Annotated in this window: 13 protein-coding genes; 7 read left to right on the top strand and 6 right to left on the bottom strand. The window is 58.6% G+C overall.

Annotation, left to right across the window (positions count from 1 at the left end; all coding sequences use genetic code 11):
* Positions 1-897, bottom strand: a complete 897-nt coding sequence (locus tag K1W69_RS17660) for a DMT family transporter (protein WP_220229743.1) — start codon at positions 895-897, stop codon at positions 1-3.
* Positions 898-1,271: 374 nt separating this feature from the next.
* Here K1W69_RS17660 and K1W69_RS27330 point away from each other — a divergent pair, with 374 nt between their 5' ends.
* From K1W69_RS27330 to K1W69_RS17640, 4 genes are all read left to right on the top strand, one after another.
* Positions 1,272-4,274, top strand: coding sequence for a CARDB domain-containing protein (locus K1W69_RS27330; protein WP_220229742.1), 3,003 nt, complete (start codon positions 1,272-1,274; stop codon positions 4,272-4,274).
* A 104-nt stretch (positions 4,275-4,378) separates the two neighbouring features.
* Positions 4,379-4,915: a hypothetical protein gene (locus K1W69_RS17650; RefSeq protein WP_220229741.1), complete on the top strand. Its 537-nt coding sequence runs from the start codon at positions 4,379-4,381 to the stop codon at positions 4,913-4,915.
* Between the two features lie 203 nt (positions 4,916-5,118).
* Complete coding sequence (locus tag K1W69_RS17645) at positions 5,119-6,417, top strand: adenylosuccinate synthase (RefSeq protein WP_220229740.1); 1,299 nt, start codon at positions 5,119-5,121, stop codon at positions 6,415-6,417.
* A gap of 49 nt (positions 6,418-6,466) precedes the next feature.
* Positions 6,467-8,167 carry a hypothetical protein gene (locus tag K1W69_RS17640; protein WP_220229739.1) on the top strand — a complete coding sequence of 567 codons (1,701 nt, stop codon included), beginning with the start codon at positions 6,467-6,469 and terminating at the stop codon, positions 8,165-8,167.
* Between the two features lie 101 nt (positions 8,168-8,268).
* Here the strand turns inward: K1W69_RS17640 and rpoH are convergent, their stop codons facing one another.
* Together rpoH and K1W69_RS17630 are read right to left on the bottom strand one after the other, a co-directional pair.
* Positions 8,269-9,174 (bottom strand): RNA polymerase sigma factor RpoH, encoded by a 906-nt coding sequence (rpoH, locus tag K1W69_RS17635; protein WP_220229738.1) that lies wholly within the window; start codon positions 9,172-9,174, stop codon positions 8,269-8,271.
* A 160-nt stretch (positions 9,175-9,334) separates the two neighbouring features.
* Positions 9,335-10,375: an RluA family pseudouridine synthase gene (locus K1W69_RS17630; RefSeq protein ID WP_220229737.1), complete on the bottom strand. Its 1,041-nt coding sequence runs from the start codon at positions 10,373-10,375 to the stop codon at positions 9,335-9,337.
* Positions 10,376-10,404: 29 nt separating this feature from the next.
* Here K1W69_RS17630 and K1W69_RS17625 point away from each other — a divergent pair, with 29 nt between their 5' ends.
* Positions 10,405-10,785, top strand: a complete 381-nt coding sequence (locus K1W69_RS17625) for a hypothetical protein (RefSeq protein WP_220229736.1) — start codon at positions 10,405-10,407, stop codon at positions 10,783-10,785.
* A complete protein-coding gene (locus tag K1W69_RS17620; RefSeq protein ID WP_220229735.1) occupies positions 10,782-11,609 on the top strand; it encodes a TrmH family RNA methyltransferase in 828 nt (275 codons plus the stop codon). The genes K1W69_RS17625 and K1W69_RS17620 overlap by 4 nt, the downstream gene beginning before the upstream one ends.
* Before the next feature lie 33 nt (positions 11,610-11,642).
* Here K1W69_RS17620 and K1W69_RS17615 read toward each other — a convergent pair whose 3' ends face one another.
* Both K1W69_RS17615 and K1W69_RS17610 read right to left on the bottom strand, forming a co-directional pair.
* Entirely contained in the window at positions 11,643-13,190 is a 1,548-nt protein-coding gene (locus K1W69_RS17615; RefSeq protein ID WP_220229734.1) for a coiled-coil domain-containing protein, read from the bottom strand.
* Positions 13,191-13,326: 136 nt separating this feature from the next.
* Positions 13,327-13,926 carry a DUF1134 domain-containing protein gene (locus K1W69_RS17610; RefSeq protein ID WP_258571162.1) on the bottom strand — a complete coding sequence of 200 codons (600 nt, stop codon included), beginning with the start codon at positions 13,924-13,926 and terminating at the stop codon, positions 13,327-13,329.
* Between the two features lie 165 nt (positions 13,927-14,091).
* Here K1W69_RS17610 and chpT point away from each other — a divergent pair, with 165 nt between their 5' ends.
* Entirely contained in the window at positions 14,092-14,727 is a 636-nt protein-coding gene (gene chpT / locus K1W69_RS17605) for a histidine phosphotransferase ChpT (RefSeq protein ID WP_220229733.1), read from the top strand.
* A 91-nt stretch (positions 14,728-14,818) separates the two neighbouring features.
* Here chpT and ctrA read toward each other — a convergent pair whose 3' ends face one another.
* On the bottom strand, positions 14,819-15,520 hold the full coding sequence (gene ctrA, locus K1W69_RS17600) for a response regulator transcription factor CtrA (protein ID WP_220229732.1): 702 nt from the start codon (positions 15,518-15,520) through the stop codon (positions 14,819-14,821).
* Between the last annotated feature and the right edge of the window lie 25 nt (positions 15,521-15,545).

Here is a 15,545-nt window from a genome sequence, read left to right as displayed (position 1 = left end):
TCAGCCGGATTTCTGAGCCGTACCATGACCTTGCTCGGCGAGCGTGATCCCGCCGAGCACCAGAACGATGCCGGCGATGTGGTAGAGCATGAGTTGTTCGCCCAGGATGGCGACCGCCAGTCCGGTCGCAAACAGCGGCACCAGATTGATGAAGGCGCCGGCGCGACCGGCGCCGATCAGCTCGTTTCCACGGATATAGAATATCTGGGCGAGGATCGACGGAAACAGCGCGGCGTAAATCAGAACCACCAGACCTTGTTTGTCCGGGAGCATTGCTTCGCCGGCTGAATATTCCCACAGCGTTACCGGAATGCACCCGATGAACGCCGACACGGATAGGGTTAGCATCAGGCTCGCCCAGTGCAGGTCGGGTTTCCATCGCAATGCGAGAGTGAACGCGCCGTAGCTGACGACGGCCAGCAGTATCAATCCGTCGCCAAGGCCGACATCGAGGTCCGCCAGGCGAGAAAGCTGTCCATGGCTTGCAACCGTGGCGACGCCCGTGATCGTGATCGCGAACCCTATGATCTGGAAACGTGTCGGGCGGCTGCCGAAAATCAGAAAACTCAGAAGGAATATGAACAGCGGCATCGAAGCCTGCTCGATCGCCACGTTAAGCGCGCTCGTATATTTGAACGCGATATAGAACAGGTTGTTGAAGATCGTGAAGCCCAGCGTTCCCAGAGCGAACAGATAGGGCAGGCGGTTGCGAATGATCGGCCATTCTTTCTTCAGATGAGGCCAGGCGATTGGAAACAGGATGACGATGGCGATGGTCCATCGCAGATGCGTCAAAACGGCGGGACTGATATGACCGACCGCCAGTTTCCCCACAATCGTATTGCCCGCCCACATCATGGTGGTTGCTACCAGCAGGACGTAGGCGCGCAGGTGCATTGGCGAACTTCTCGTTGTTGGACCGGTTCTTCGGCGGAATGCCGGGGTAGGGGATTTTGGCGGGTGTGTAAATGGAATTCACCGCTAACCTCGGATCGTCGCAGATCTCACCTGAATACATAATATAAATATTACGAATAGTATATCACGAGACAATTTCTCTATCTTAACAATATTTGAAAGTATATTCGTAAAAAATGTAAAATCAGTCTCATTATTGTCCATTAATAAAATCATTTTGAATAAACGGCATATGCATTGAAGGGTGGAAACTGCGAAGTTAGAGGGATTTAGATATGAATTTTAACGGTTTTGTCTTGGTTTCTGCGCTATTTATTCCGTCATTACTTATAGAGCTCGGTCTGACCGGAGAAGTGCGTGCAGAGTCCTTCTGCGGCGGAGAACTCACGCTCACAACAATCGATTTTACCAGCAGCGGCGGGCAGAACGCCTCCGTCGAAGCGGCGGCGAACACAGCGCGGTTGAGCGCGGAAGGCGGCGCCGCCGGCTCAGAGAACAGTTCGACCGCGGAGCTTGGATTTCGTTTTACGCCCACGATCAGCGGACCCGTTCATGCGTCATTCAACGGTATTCTGGCGGTTGGCGAACTTCATGGATTTGGCAATATCAATGCCGGATCGATCCGGGTGGAAGCCAAGCTTCGCGACCTGACGAACGATGTCGAACTTGCGAGCGTCGTCGCCGTGGACCACAGCGAAAACGGCGCGCCCTTCACCTCGACCATCCAGCCAGTAAACGCCATTCCCTTCGCTCCCATTGAAATGGATGTAAACCTGACCGCCGGGGTCGAATATGCTGCGTTCATACGGGCGCGGGCGGTCGCTAACGGCCTGCAGGGCGATTCCGATTTCCGCACCGGAAGCCGCAGGGTCGAACTGGCGGGAGTGGTGCTTTCCACGGATCTTGACGATTCCGATGGCGATGGTCTCTACGACCTCTGGGAGACACAAGGGGTAGACGCCGACTGCGATCCTTCCAACGGCGTCGACGTCGATCTCGTGGCGATGGGCGCCAATCCCAACCACAAGGATCTGTTTCTGGAAATCGACTGGATGCCAGGCGCTGAACCAACCCGTGGCATGGTTCAGGCGCTCAAGAATGCTTTTGCGCTCGCGCCCAAGGATGCGGGCGGCATCGTCAATCCAGACAATGCCGACGGGATAGAGATCCATGTCGACGCGGGCAATCTGATCGATCTTTCCGCGGCGGAGGATGGCTTTTCCAACGGTAGCTGCAACGACGGAATAGACAACGGGTCCGACGGTTTTGCCGACGCGGGCGATACGGATTGTCTGGTCGGAGACATCGCCTTTTCCGATCTGGCCGCCGGAGGCGGCAATCTCGGGAGAGGCAATCAGGTCCCTGTCGCGAACATTACGGATCTCGGCACGGATCAGGATGGCGATGGTGAAGTGGAGTTCTATGAAACCCGCAACGACAATTTCGATGAAGAACGCCGTCAGATCTTTCGCTATGTGATGAGCGCGCCTCGCAAGGGATCGCTTCTCGGAGAAGCGGAACTCGGCGGCAATGATGTCCTGATCCTGCTGGCGCCGGAGACCGTCGGCTGCCAGGCCCCGCAAAATGGTCTGTTTCCCTCAGGCACGGGATCGGCGACGCTCATGCACGAACTCGGCCACGCGCTTGGCTTGCGGCATGGGGGCGCTCCGGGCGAACCGAACAGGAAGCCGAATTTCGTCAGCATCATGAACTATGCCTACGCTTTCGGGATCAAGCAGGAGAATCCGCTAACGGCAAGCGATCTCGACGGCGACGGCGTGAAGGATTGCCGTATCATGGACTATTCGCCGCCACGCGTGCCGGGCGGTCGCGTGTCGGCTCCGATCCCGCAGCCCGACGGTATTCTCGATGAAGACGATCTGGATGAAGGCAAACGAACCGATCCGAGCGACCAGGCAAATCATATCACCTATTTCGACCAGACCGCCGGACAATGGGTCGATTCGCGTATTGATGTGGCCATTGACTGGGACGGAGATAGCAATTCCGGCGAGACCGGCGTCGATTCCGATATCAACAACGACGGCGATCTGGAGGAACTTTCCGGCTTCAACGACTGGGATGCGATCGTGCTGAGCCAACTGGACTTCGACGATTCGGAAACCGGTCCAGTCAGCAATCTGGCGCAGGCGATCGAGGTGGACGATGGCGACGAGATACTCGAAATATACGAGCAGACGCTCGCGACCGATTTCCAGGTCGAAAAGCAGGTGGTTTCGGACTTCGTGGTCGCCGGCCAGAGCCTCGACTACGACGTCACCGTCACCAATAATGGCCCGAACCGCGCCGAATTCGTTCTGACGGACAGCTTTCCCGAACAGGCGGTGCTACTGGACGTTCCGGGTGGATGTGCGCTGTCTGGAAATCAGGAGGTTTCCTGCGATCCTGTCATGCTGGAGGTTGGAAAAAGCATGAGTTTCAAACTCGGCCTGCGCCTGAGAGCAGATCTGGATTGCGACGGCGCACAGTTCCTGACCGTAAACAACAGGGCTGTCGTTGAAAGCATCACCGGCAAGGATCTGGACGAGGACAATAACGAGACGGTCATCGACGCGCGGGCCTTGTGCGTCAAATACGAATATGCGGCGAAATTCGCTTGCGGCGAACAGACGAGCCTGCAGCCCGCGCCTCTGACGCGCGGTATTTATGCGACCACGGTCAATATCCATAATCCGAACGATGAACAGGTGCATCTGTTCAAGAAAGTAGCCTTGACCTATCCGCCGGCGGCGCAGAAGCCGGGCAACGTCTTTCCGCTGGCCATTGACGAACTCGCATATGACGAGGCCTTGAAAACGGAATGTACCGAGATCTTGAGAAATGCGTCGGACATTGCCGGAAATCCCGTCCCGTTCGCCGAAGGATTCGTGGTGGTGCAGGCGCCAAGATCGCTCGACGTGTCCGGACTGTATTCGGTCACGACCGCGCAAACCAGCATGCATGTCGAGCAGATACGGGAGCGCATTCGCAAACCTGTCGAGAAGGAGCCGACGCCGCGTGAGAAGCCGGATCTTACGCCGCTCAAATACTCTTGTGTTCCACCAGGGCCGGGTGAGGGCAACAGGCCTAAGGAGATCAGGGTGTTTGTCCGAAACCTCGGACCAGGGGCGGCGCCCGCCTCGATCACTTCCGCCCAATTCGGCGCGCTTGCCGTCCCGGATGTCGATACTCCCGCGCTTGCGAGCGGTGAAACGACGGAGATCGGGTTTCCGATTCCGGAGCGGTGTCCCGCGGCCTGTACATTCAATGTTTTGGCGGACGATCCGGAATTGATTGAGGAGACCAACGAAAACAACAATGTTCTTGAAGGGCAATGCCTGCCCCTGCCTGGTTGACAAGGGGGGCAGACGGCGGTCGTTCGTTTGCCATTGTCGGCGGACCGGGCGTTTGATAGAACACGCCGATCAATGCCTCGGGTCGATGTTTCTTGTTGTCGGATATGAACGCCAGATCGATTGAGCCGGACCTGCGTGACGACTGTTCGCGGTGCGCAGACCTGTGCTGCGTAGCCCTTGCCTTCGACAAATCGGACATGTTCGCCATCGACAAGCCTTCCGGCGTTCCTTGCGAACATCTCGACCCGTCCCAAGGGTGTGCGATCCATGATCAACGTGAACAGCGCGGATTTCGCGGATGCATGCAATATTCTTGCCTCGGCGCGGGTCAGAGGGTGACGCAGGACATATTCAAAGGCCGTTCCTGGAAAGACGACCGGTCGCTCCTCAAACCGATGATGGAGGCCTTTCGAGGCATGCGCCTCGTCCACGATCTGGTGCTTCTCATCAATGAGGCGGCGAAATTGCCTCTGCAACCCCGGGAGCGACGGGAGCATCGGAGATTGGCCGCCGAATTGCGCCCCGCCAGCGGCTGGACTCAGGCCTCGCTCGATGCGTTCGAAAGGGGCGCAACGCCTTCCGATATTCGCCGCTTTCTGCGCAGCCTGCAATCGACGGCTCATGGTCAGGCGCGCAACTGACTTCCGCGGTGCGCTGAGCACGGTGAATTTATCCCTTTTTTATGGGTCGGGACAATTCGTTACAGCGCATGGCGCCGCGCCGGGCGCAGAATAGGTTGCGCAATTCCGTCAAATCATTTCGTTTGGGCATACATTGCGTTATAGAGGCGCGGGTTTGGTCCGCGTCGGGCTGTATTTGGATGTATCGTAGTTAAGGGGACTGTATGACCAACGTCGTCGTGATCGGCTCGCAGTGGGGAGACGAGGGTAAGGGAAAAATCGTCGATTGGCTTTCGGAACGCGCTGATGTGATCGTGCGGTTTCAGGGCGGGCACAACGCCGGCCATACGCTGGTCATCGACGGAACAAGCTACAAGCTGTCCCTGCTGCCGTCGGGTGTGGTGCGGGAAGGCAAATTGTCGGTCATTGGAAACGGCGTCGTCATCGATCCGCATGCGCTCGTCGCCGAAATCGATCGACTGGCGACCCAGGGCGTGACGATTACCCCGGACAATCTGCGAATCGCAGACAATGCGACGCTGATTCTGTCGCTGCACCGTGAACTCGACGCGCTGCGCGAGGATGCGGCCAGCAACTCCGGATCGAAGATCGGCACGACCCGGCGCGGCATCGGGCCCGCCTACGAGGACAAGGTCGGTCGCAGGGCGGTCCGCGTCATGGACCTTGCCAATATGGAGACGCTTCCTTCCAAGGTTGATCGCATTTTGACCCACCACAACGCCCTGCGCAGGGGCCTGGACCAACCGGAAATTCAGCATTCGACAATCATGGAGGAACTGCAGTCGGTCGCCGATCGCGTCTTGCCGTTTCGCGAGACCGTTTGGCGTTTGCTCGATGAGCGGCGTCGCGCGGGTAAACGGATTCTCTTCGAGGGAGCGCAAGGCACGCTGCTTGATATCGATCACGGCACCTATCCCTTCGTCACCTCGTCCAATACGGTCGCCGGCCAGGCGGCCGCAGGATCAGGAATGGGACCGGGCTCGCTCGGTTATATTCTGGGCATCACCAAGGCCTATACAACAAGGGTGGGCGAAGGGCCGTTCCCGACCGAGCAGGACAATGAGGTCGGTCAGTTTCTGGGTGAACGCGGCCACGAATTCGGGACGGTGACGGGCCGAAAGCGGCGTTGCGGCTGGTTTGACGCAGTGCTTGTGCGTCAGGCCGTCGCGAATAACGGCATCACCGGCATCGCGCTCACGAAGCTTGACGTACTCGACGGGTTGGACGAGTTGAAAATATGTGTTGGCTACCGGCTCGACGATCAGGACATGGAATTTCTGCCGGCCAGCCAAAGCCAGCAGGAGCGCGTCGTGCCCGTTTATGAAACGCTCGAAGGATGGAAGGAATCCACAGTCGGAGCGAGAAGCTGGAATGATCTTCCGGCGCAGGCTGTAAAATACGTTCGTCATATTGAAGAATTGATCGGTGCTCCAGTTGCGCTATTGTCAACAAGTCCGGAACGGGAGGATACAATCCTTGTTACTGATCCTTTTGAAGATTAAGCTGAATCCCGGTTGGCATTAGCGTCGCGTATCAAAAGAGCACATTCGTATGGTGGATTTTCACTCAGTCATAGAAAAAGCCGTTGACGGGCTGAACGACAACACGCCGGACTTGCGCGCAAAAGTCTATGACCGTGCCCGGGCAGCAATTTCCCGACAGCTCGACAATATCAATCCTCCGCTTTCGGACGCCGTGAAGCAGAAACAACTGGCGAAACTGGAAGACGCGATCAGGGATATCGAGGATCAGCACAACCTCGACGAAGCGCCGAGTCTCGAGGACGAATTGCTCGCAGATATCGTTGGCGCCCGTGCGGAAGATATGGAAGGGCTGGAAGACTACGACGTCGAGCCCCAATCCGCCCCGCCGCCGCAGCAGCAACCTTCTCCTCCGCCTCCGCAGCAGCCTTCTCCTCCGCATCCGCAGCAGAGAAGGGGCCCGCCACCGCCGCCTCCACCCCCGCCTCAGCAGCCCCGCCAGCAAAGACGTCAGCCGGTATATGAAGAGCCTGACTACGGGCCGGAAGACGCCTATGCCGACGACTACGAAGACGGTTATGAAGATGATTACGGGGACGGCTACAAAACGGGCGGCTACGCAGATGACGACTATGACGACGGTATGGATGAGCCCATGCCGCCGCCGCCGCACCGCGGCGCCCGGAGCGACGGCTTCGACGATTGGGCTGAGGATGAACCGGACTGGAACGACGAAAGTCAGCGCTCTGCAGGGAAATCGCGCAAGACCGGATCGAGCCGCGGTGGTTCCTGGATCTCGACAGTCCTGATACTGATCATCCTGATCGCGATTGGCGTAGCGGCCTATATCTATCGGGGGCCAATCATCGATATCAGCCAGACCATCATGGCTCTCGGCGGCGACGGCGTCGTCGAGGATGGCGACCAGAAAGGACAACCTGAGCAGGCGGTAGAACGCAGGACCGAGGATGTTCCGTCGGAAACCAGCCGAGCTGCGATTGACAACGCCGCCGATTCCGACAAGTTCACACAGCGGCTTCTGCCGGATGGTCGCGAGGTCGATGAAGGCCCGGCGCGCACAGCCTCCGCCAATTTGACCGAAGAAGGCAAGTCGATGGCCGCGCTGACGGATTACCAGGCGGCGTCTGCCGCCTCGGCAAACCAGCAACCCGCCGCCGCGACGCAATCCGGCGCGGATGCTCCAGGCGTAAGCCAGAAGATGTTTCTGTATGAGGAAATTCCCGGTCAGCAGGGAACGACCGGCGAGGAAGGAACCGTCCTCTGGTCCGTGGTGCGCGAGTCACCAGGCGACGCCCTGCCTCCGGAGCCCGCCATCCAGGCCGAGGTCAGCGTTCCGTCGAAGGGACTTAACGCGCTCATCACGATCAAGCGCAATGCTGATCAGTCCCTTCCTGCAAGCCATCTGATCGAAATTGTGTTTGCTCTTACTGAAAGTTTCAACGGCAGCGGCATCGCCCAGGTGCAGAGTCCCGCGATGAAACAGAACGAACAGGACAGAGGCGACACACTGATCTCGGTGCCGGCCAAGATTACGGACAGCTTCTTCATGATAGCGCTGAACGACTATGTCGAGGCGGCCGAGTTGAATGTTCGGCTGCTTGAAGAGCGCAACTGGATCGACATTCCGATCGCCTATGGAAACGGTCAACGCGCCGTCATGGCCCTCGAAAAAGGCGCGACCGGCGCCCAGGTCTTCGATCAGGTCGTCCGCGCCTGGAAAGCACGGGCTTCGGCGGGCGCCTCGCAGTAGACGAGTTGTTCGGAGGCGCTGGTTCCATCGCTCTCTCGTCACAACAATGCATTACGACGCGGCGTGAGCCGCGTCGTTCTCGTCAGCAATCGCTCCTGGCGTTACCCGTTATCGACTGTTTGCAGGCTTTTGGCGCGATCCAGGGCGGCCTTCTTGACGGCGCTCTGAACTTTCTCGAAAGCTCTGACCTCGATCTGGCGCACGCGTTCCCGGCTGATGCCGAATTCGGATGACAGTTCCTCCAGCGTCATCGGCGTCTCCGACAGGCGCCTTGCCTTGAAGATGCGCTGTTCGCGCTCGTTGAGCACGTCCATCGCCGACGCCAGCATGCCGCGACGATCTTCCAGTTCGTCCTGCCGGATCAGCATTGCTTCCTGATCATCGCTTTCGTCGACAAGCCAGTCCTGCCACTGGCCTGATTCGCCTTCCGACGCCTTGATCGGGGCGTTGAGCGAGGCGTCGCCGGACAGACGACGATTCATGGAGACGACTTCGTCCTCGGAGACGTTTAGCGTGTTGGCGATCTGCGCCACCTGTTCGGGTTTCAAGTCGCCTTCGTCAAGCGCCTGAATTTTTCCCTTCAGCTTGCGCAGATTGAAGAACAGGCGTTTCTGATTGGCGGTCGTGCCCATTTTGACAAGCGACCAGGATCGCAGAATATACTCCTGGATCGAGGCCTTGATCCACCACATGGCGTAGGTCGCCAGGCGAAATCCGCGCTCGGGATCGAATTTCTTCACCGCCTGCATGAGGCCTACATTTCCTTCGGAAATGACTTCGCCGATCGGCAGACCGTATCCGCGATAACCCATGGCGATCTTGGCGACGAGGCGCAGATGGCTGGTCACCAGCTTGTGCGCGGCGTCGGTGTCCTCGTGCTCGTGATACCGTTTCGCAAGCATGTACTCCTCTTGCGGCTCGAGCATCGGAAAACGTCGGATTTCTTCCAGATATCTGTTAAGTCCGCCTTCGGCGGAAGAAATGGAAGGCAAGGTATTCTGGGCCATCAAGCACCCCTCTCTTGATTTTATCTGGCTCCCGACAATCGGCGAGCCAGTTCAACCGCAAAAATGCCGGTTGTCCAAAAATATGCAGATAGTTATTCGCCGGGTTGATATCAAGGTTTTGAAAAAAGGCGGAACTGTCTGCCGGTTTAGTTTGAATCAATTATGAGGCGTCAATACGGCCCGCAGCCTGCAAAGAATCACCGAGTTTCTGCAGGTCAGGCGGCAGCGGCGCCTCGAAATGCATCAGCTCGCCTGTTTTCGGATGCTCGAATTCCAGGAGATAGGCGTGGAGAGCCTGTCGACCGAGCCCGCGCACAATGGCTGCGGTTTCCACAGGCAAGAGGTTGGCTTTCGTCAGATAGGCCGATCCGTATTCGCTATCGCCGATAACAGGATGGCCGATGTGGGCCATGTGGACACGGATCTGGTGGGTTCGTCCGGTTTCAAGCTGGCATTCCACAAGAGAGGCGATCGCATCGGAATTGTCGCCGAAGCGTTCGACAACGCGGTAATGCGTGACCGCGTGACGGCTGTCGGCCGATTCCCTGCGTTTGACCTCGCGTTTGGTCCGGTCGCTTGCAGCGCGTCCGAGCGGCGCATTGACAACGCCTTTCAAAGGCGCAGGCGTTCCCCAGACATAAGCCAGATAGGCGCGTTTGAGCGCGCCGCTGCGTCCGTGATCGGCGAATTGTTCCGACAAGTGACGATGCGCTGCATCGTTCTTGGCCACCACCATAACGCCGCTCGTATTCTTGTCGAGACGATGCACAATGCCCGGACGGCGTACGCCGCCGATGCCAGACAGGGACTGGCCGCAGTGATGAATGAGCGCATTCACAAGCGTTCCCGATGCGTTTCCGGCGCCGGGGTGAACGACAAGGCCGGCGGGCTTTGAAACGACAATAATTTCGTCGTCCTCATGAAGGACATCGATGGGTATGTCTTCGGGCGCAGGGTTGGCGTCTTCCGGTTCAGGCAGGTTTATCTCGACGATATCCCCAGGCTTTATGCGATGCTTCGCCTCTGTCACCGCCGCGCCGCCGATGCTGACCGCGCCTTCCAGGATCAGCGCCTTGATACGGCTGCGCGACAAATCGCCGTCAACGCTCGCTGCGATCCACGCGTCGATGCGTCCTGCAGCGTTTTCATCCGCTGTCAGCACTTTCATCCGGGCGTCGGCTTGGGTAAAGGGTTCTTTCATTCACGTTGCCGCATACAAACGAGGCCATTATGTCGGAAACCCATCCGGACGAACAGGACGAAAAACCACTCGACCCCGAGATGGAGAAGGTGCGCCGGAAAATGGTTCGGCTGCTCGGAATTTCCATAAGCATCATGTTTATCGGGTTGATGGCGGTTCTGGCCGGTGTTGTCTACAAGATAATGTCGAACGACCAGGACGTGATGGTGACCGCCGCCAGCGATCTGCAAATTCCTGCGGCAGGTCGCCTGGAGGTGGAAGCGGATCTGCCGGACGGTTTCGACGTGGCCCAGGTGAGCATGAATGGCGGTTTGTTGCTGTTTTACGGCCAGTCGGCGGACGGAGCGAGCCAGGTCCTGCTCTACGACATCGGTCATGCGCGGATCGTCGCGGTCATCGACCTGAAATGAACACGATCCGGCAGCCGCTGATCCCGATCACCGACGCCGGAGATGATCGCGTCGCCGAATTTCGAGACATAAGGGAACGCGACCTTGTCGGCCGGCAGGGACTGTTCATTGCCGAGGGCCGGGTTGTCCTGCGCATGCTCGCCCGATCCAGTCATTTTACGGCGCAGAAAATTCTGCTGCTTGAAAACCGGGTGACAGGCATGGCGGACGTGCTGTCCGAATTCGCCGCCGATATCCCCGTGATGGTGTGCAATGCCGACGTGATGGACAGCATCGCCGGCTTTCCCATGCACCGAGGCGTGCTTGCGGTTGGCCGCGCGCACGCGGCGCCGGACTTCCGAAAAGCTGTCGCGAACCTGCCTGAAGACGCTTTGGTGCTCGCCTGCAACGCCATTTCGAACCACGACAATCTTGGAAGCCTGTTTCGTAATGCCGCCGCCTTCTCGGCCGATCTGGTCTGCCTCGACGGGCAGTGCTGCGATCCGCTGTATCGCAAATCGATCCGGGTTTCGGTCGGGGCCGCGTTGACCGTGCCCTATGTACGAGGCGGCGATATCGGGGAGATGATCGACGTGTTGGACAACTCAGGGTTTGACATTCTCGCGCTCTCGCCTGAGGGCAAGGTCTCGATACTGGATATAGAAACGAGAGGTCGCAAGGCGTTGCTGGTCGGCACGGAAGGCGAGGGGCTTCCGAAATCACTGATGGACCGCACAGGTTCGGTCAGAATACCGCAATCTTCAGACTTCGATAGCCTCAACGTCGCGACAGCGGCGGCGATTGCGATGTTCTGTCTTAAAGGGCGTGGTGATCGCGTCGGCTAATCCGGCCCAAGGGAACAGTGATTGAAAGGCAGTTCAGACCTGTCGATTTTCGAGTTCGGCGCGCGCGCGATCGGCAAGGCTGGTGCGCTGCGAGCCATCGGCGGCTTCCGGCGCTTTCTTCATCTCGTCGGCCAGTAGCGCCAGAATGGCTGAGCCTTCGCCTTCGCGACGTCCCGCCAGTGCGATAACCCGCGCTGCGATTGCCGCCATTTCTTCCCGCAAGGCGTCTTCATCCGCACTTGCGTCCCCTGATTTCAGCTTGTCCGCCAGCGCCGCCTGCTGCTGCTGGAGTTCGGCATATTCGGCGGCTTCCGATCTCGCATTGCTGTTGGCGACCATCGGGTTGTCCATCGCTCCCGGTTTCACGGCCTTCGTCAGAAAGTTCTGCGCCCGCCCGATGACTCCGAAGGCGGCGTTTCGCCGGTCGTTTGCAGACTGGTTTGATTCGGCTGACGAATCCGAAGCGGCGGCGTCCGCAGTCAAGGCGTTCGCAGCGGGCGCGTCGGACGTTGTCGTGTTGCGCGTCTCGACTTCATCAGCCATTTGCGTAACGCGCCGCGCGAGTTTGCCGGAGCGCGCTTCCTCGGCGGCCAGCGCCTTTTCGAGCGTTGCGATCATCCTGTGGCCGGCTTCCAGTTCCCTCTGCTGCGCATCGCGCTCTTCCTGAAGCTGGCTCACCGTCTCGCGCAATTCCTGAAGGCTGGCTTTTGTCGCCTGCAACGATGATTGCGATCCATCGTATCGTTCCGTCAATCGTCCGACTTCAGCTTCGTATTCCAGCAATTGCTGCAGGTTTGATTCATGCTGCCGGCGCGCTTCGCCAAGATCTTCGGATTTTTTCGCCGATTCCTTCTCCGCCTGCCTCACCTCTTCCTCCCGATTATAGAGAGAAGAAAGGGCTGCGCTCAGATTGATCCGGGCTTCGTTGTGTTCGTCCTGCTCCTTGCCGAGTTTTGCTTCAAGTTCCTTCAGCGTGTCCGACAGCGCGTTGAGTTCCTTTTCCGTCCGTTGCCGCCGGTCTCGTTCCGATGCGATCTCGGCGTTGAGATTAACGGTTTCGGTCGCAGAGGTGGCGAGATCGATCCGCAGGTTTTCGATCTCCGTCGAGGCGGCGATCAGGTCGTTGCGCATCTGCGCAATTTCGCGTTCGCCGGTTCTGCGGATCCGGTCGAGTTCCTGGACTTCACGCCCGAGCGTGTTGATGGCTTCTTCCTTGGCGTGGATTTCGAGGCGCAGCCGATCCGCCTCATTGGACAATGTTTGAATATTCTGCTCGGCTTCCTGCTTTCCGCCCGCCATTAGCGCGAGGTCTGCCTGAAGCTTGTCCGCCTTGATGCGGGCTCGGGTCGAAATCTCGACCTGTCGGTCAAGATCGCTCGCAAGCCTGGCGTTCTCGCTTGCATAGGCGGCGCGGGCGAGGTCCGCCTTGCCTCTGACCTCTGCGATATTCAGCGGGACAGTGGCCTTCATGCGGTCTTCTGTCAGCTTCACGATGCGGCCGTATATGGCGGGCGCAACCAGTATGGTCAGCAGGATTGCGACCAGAAAACCGAACCCGAATATGAGCAGAAATTCAATCACGCCGTTCGTCCAGGAAGCATGGCCGCGCCATGGCCGGCTATCATACGCCGGCGCGGCGACTTCGTAGCGTGTCGGCGGGTTCCACGCAAGTGCGCGCGGCGCCCGTCAAGCGGCGAAACCGCTGGCAACTCCCGGATCAGAAGGGGTTCCAGGTTGGTTCGCCGGTCATCTTGAGATATCCCAGGTTGAGACCGACGCGCACGCCAAGGCCCGTCCTGATGGGCACGACGATAACCCTGCCGCCCTGGAGGACGGTCATCCCGGCGCCGGCCACTGCGTAGGCCTGGCCGCTTGCTCCGGCGAACCGGCCATAGATGTCGCTGACCGAATTGAGATCGTAGACCAGCATCATGACCTGGCTGCCCTGTCCGCCCCAGTCGAACCCGACGGAAGGACCCTGCCAGAACATCGTGTGTTCGCCGGCGTTCTTCGTGTAGAGCTGGCCCTCTCCATAGGTCAGGCCGCCAAAAAACGCGCCGGAGCCTTCCTGACCGAGAATATATCCGTTTGGCAGGCCATACCGCTCAAATGCGCGCTCGACGACACGGGCAAGACCGTCCGTCGCGCTGCCGAAGAACTGCTCTCCGGCCCGCTGCACTTCCTCGACCGTGTAGCCGGGCGAAGTCTGTTGCTGATATTGCTGCGCGGAAGCAGGCCATGATGCAGCCAGGAGAAGAAAAACAGCGCCAATTACCTGAATTACCGCCTTCGAAAACAGTTGAAGGGTCATTCTCATTGTGAATCTCCGACGAAACCTTCTCGACACCTTGCGAATCGCGGAGATAATGACGCATTGATATTAATTATCCGTTTACCAAATGTGTTGTCATTATGGCGACCCGCAACGGAGCTGCAATATCTGCATGTCGGCAGAGGCGTCAGCGATTCTGAAGGGCGAAGTATGTCGATAAATCCAAGTCTTAATTTGACCGGTCCAGATCTGGCCGCGCTGCTTTGCAGTCGCGTATGTCACGATATCATCTCTCCGGTCGGGGCAATCAGCAACGGGCTGGAGCTGCTTGACGAGGGCGGCGCTGATGACGATGCGATGGACCTGATCCGGTCCAGCGCCCACAACGCGTCGGTCCGGTTGAAATTCGCGAGGCTCGCCTTCGGCGCTTCCGGATCGGTCGGCGCGTCGATTGATACCGGGGAGGCGGAGAAGGCCGCCGTCGATTTCGCGCGCGCCGATTCAAAAACCGAAGTGACTTGGACGGGCGCGCGCGCGATCGTTCCCAAGAACAAGGTAAAGCTGCTGCTCAATCTCTTCCTGGTCGCCTACGGCGCCATTCCGCGCGGCGGCACGATTGACATCGTGCTCGAAGACCTGGAGACGGAACCGCGTTTTACGCTGACGGCGCGAGGCAAGATGGTGCGGCTGTCGGCGAAATTCATCGAGTTGTGCAACGGCCGCAACGAAGAGGCGATCGACGCCCACAGCATCCAGCTCTATTACACGGTGTTGCTCGCCGAGGAATGCGGCATGCATATCGAAACCGTGGCCGGACCTGAAGAGATCGTCTTCAAAGTCTCCTGAAAATTCAAAGGCTTGCCAGCTCTGGGCCCTAATGCAAAACGCCTCCGCTATGCGGAGGCGTTGATGTCTTTGTGAGCCGTTTGGCGGTCGCTCAGGCGCTTTCGAGAATCTCGTCTTCGTCCGGTTCGCGGAGCACGTAGCCGCGGCCCCAAACCGTCTCGATGTAATTGCGTCCTTCGGCCGCGGTGGCGAGTTTCTTGCGCAGCTTGCAGATGAACACGTCGATGATCTTGAGTTCGGGCTCGTCCATGCCGCCATAAAGGTGGTTGAGGAACATTTCCTTGGTGAGCGTGGTGCCTTTCCTGAGGGAAAGCAGCTCCAGCATCTGGTATTCCTTGCCGGTGAGGTGCACGCGCTGGCCGCTGACCTCGACTGTCTTGGCGTCCAGGTTGACCAGCAGGTCGCCGGTGGTGATGACTGACTGGGCGTGACCCTTCGAGCGCCGAACGATGGCGTGAATGCGGGCGACCAGCTCGTCCTTGTGAAAGGGTTTCGTCATGTAGTCGTCGGCGCCGAAGCCGAGCCCGCGCACCTTGTCCTCGATGCCGGCCATGCCGGACAGGATAAGGATCGGGGTCTTGACCTTCGACAGGCGCAATGTGCGCAACACTTCGTAGCCGGACATGTCCGGCAGGTTCAGATCCAGCAGGATGATGTCGTAATCATACAGTTTGCCGAGATCGACGCCTTCTTCACCGAGATCGGTGGTGTAGACGTTGAAGCTCTCCGATTTGAGCATCAGTTCGATGCTCTGAGCGGTAGCGCTATCGTCTTCAATGAGTAGTACCCGCATCGTTTTCCCCTTGTACCGCCGCCGA

Origin of the sequence: Flavimaribacter sediminis, from assembly GCF_019492055.1 — a bacterium.
Lineage (GTDB): Bacteria > Pseudomonadota > Alphaproteobacteria > Rhizobiales > Rhizobiaceae > Flavimaribacter > Flavimaribacter sediminis.
This window is presented reverse-complemented; position numbering and strand designations above follow the sequence as displayed.

Excerpts from the sequence above, each read along its gene's own strand:
- K1W69_RS17620 (WP_220229735.1), top strand. The coding sequence starts at position 10,782 with ATGAACACGATCCGGCAGCCGCTGATCCCGATCACCGACGCCGGAGAT.
- K1W69_RS17660 (WP_220229743.1), bottom strand. The coding sequence starts at position 897 with ATGCACCTGCGCGCCTACGTCCTGCTGGTAGCAACCACCATGATGTGG.
- K1W69_RS17650 (WP_220229741.1), top strand. The coding sequence starts at position 4,379 with ATGAACGCCAGATCGATTGAGCCGGACCTGCGTGACGACTGTTCGCGG.
- K1W69_RS17625 (WP_220229736.1), top strand. The coding sequence starts at position 10,405 with ATGTCGGAAACCCATCCGGACGAACAGGACGAAAAACCACTCGACCCC.
- K1W69_RS17645 (WP_220229740.1), top strand. The coding sequence starts at position 5,119 with ATGACCAACGTCGTCGTGATCGGCTCGCAGTGGGGAGACGAGGGTAAG.
- chpT (WP_220229733.1), top strand. The coding sequence starts at position 14,092 with ATGTCGATAAATCCAAGTCTTAATTTGACCGGTCCAGATCTGGCCGCG.
- rpoH (WP_220229738.1), bottom strand. The coding sequence starts at position 9,174 with ATGGCCCAGAATACCTTGCCTTCCATTTCTTCCGCCGAAGGCGGACTT.
- K1W69_RS17640 (WP_220229739.1), top strand. The coding sequence starts at position 6,467 with ATGGTGGATTTTCACTCAGTCATAGAAAAAGCCGTTGACGGGCTGAAC.
- K1W69_RS17630 (WP_220229737.1), bottom strand. The coding sequence starts at position 10,375 with ATGAAAGAACCCTTTACCCAAGCCGACGCCCGGATGAAAGTGCTGACA.
- K1W69_RS17610 (WP_258571162.1), bottom strand. The coding sequence starts at position 13,926 with ATGAGAATGACCCTTCAACTGTTTTCGAAGGCGGTAATTCAGGTAATT.
- ctrA (WP_220229732.1), bottom strand. The coding sequence starts at position 15,520 with ATGCGGGTACTACTCATTGAAGACGATAGCGCTACCGCTCAGAGCATC.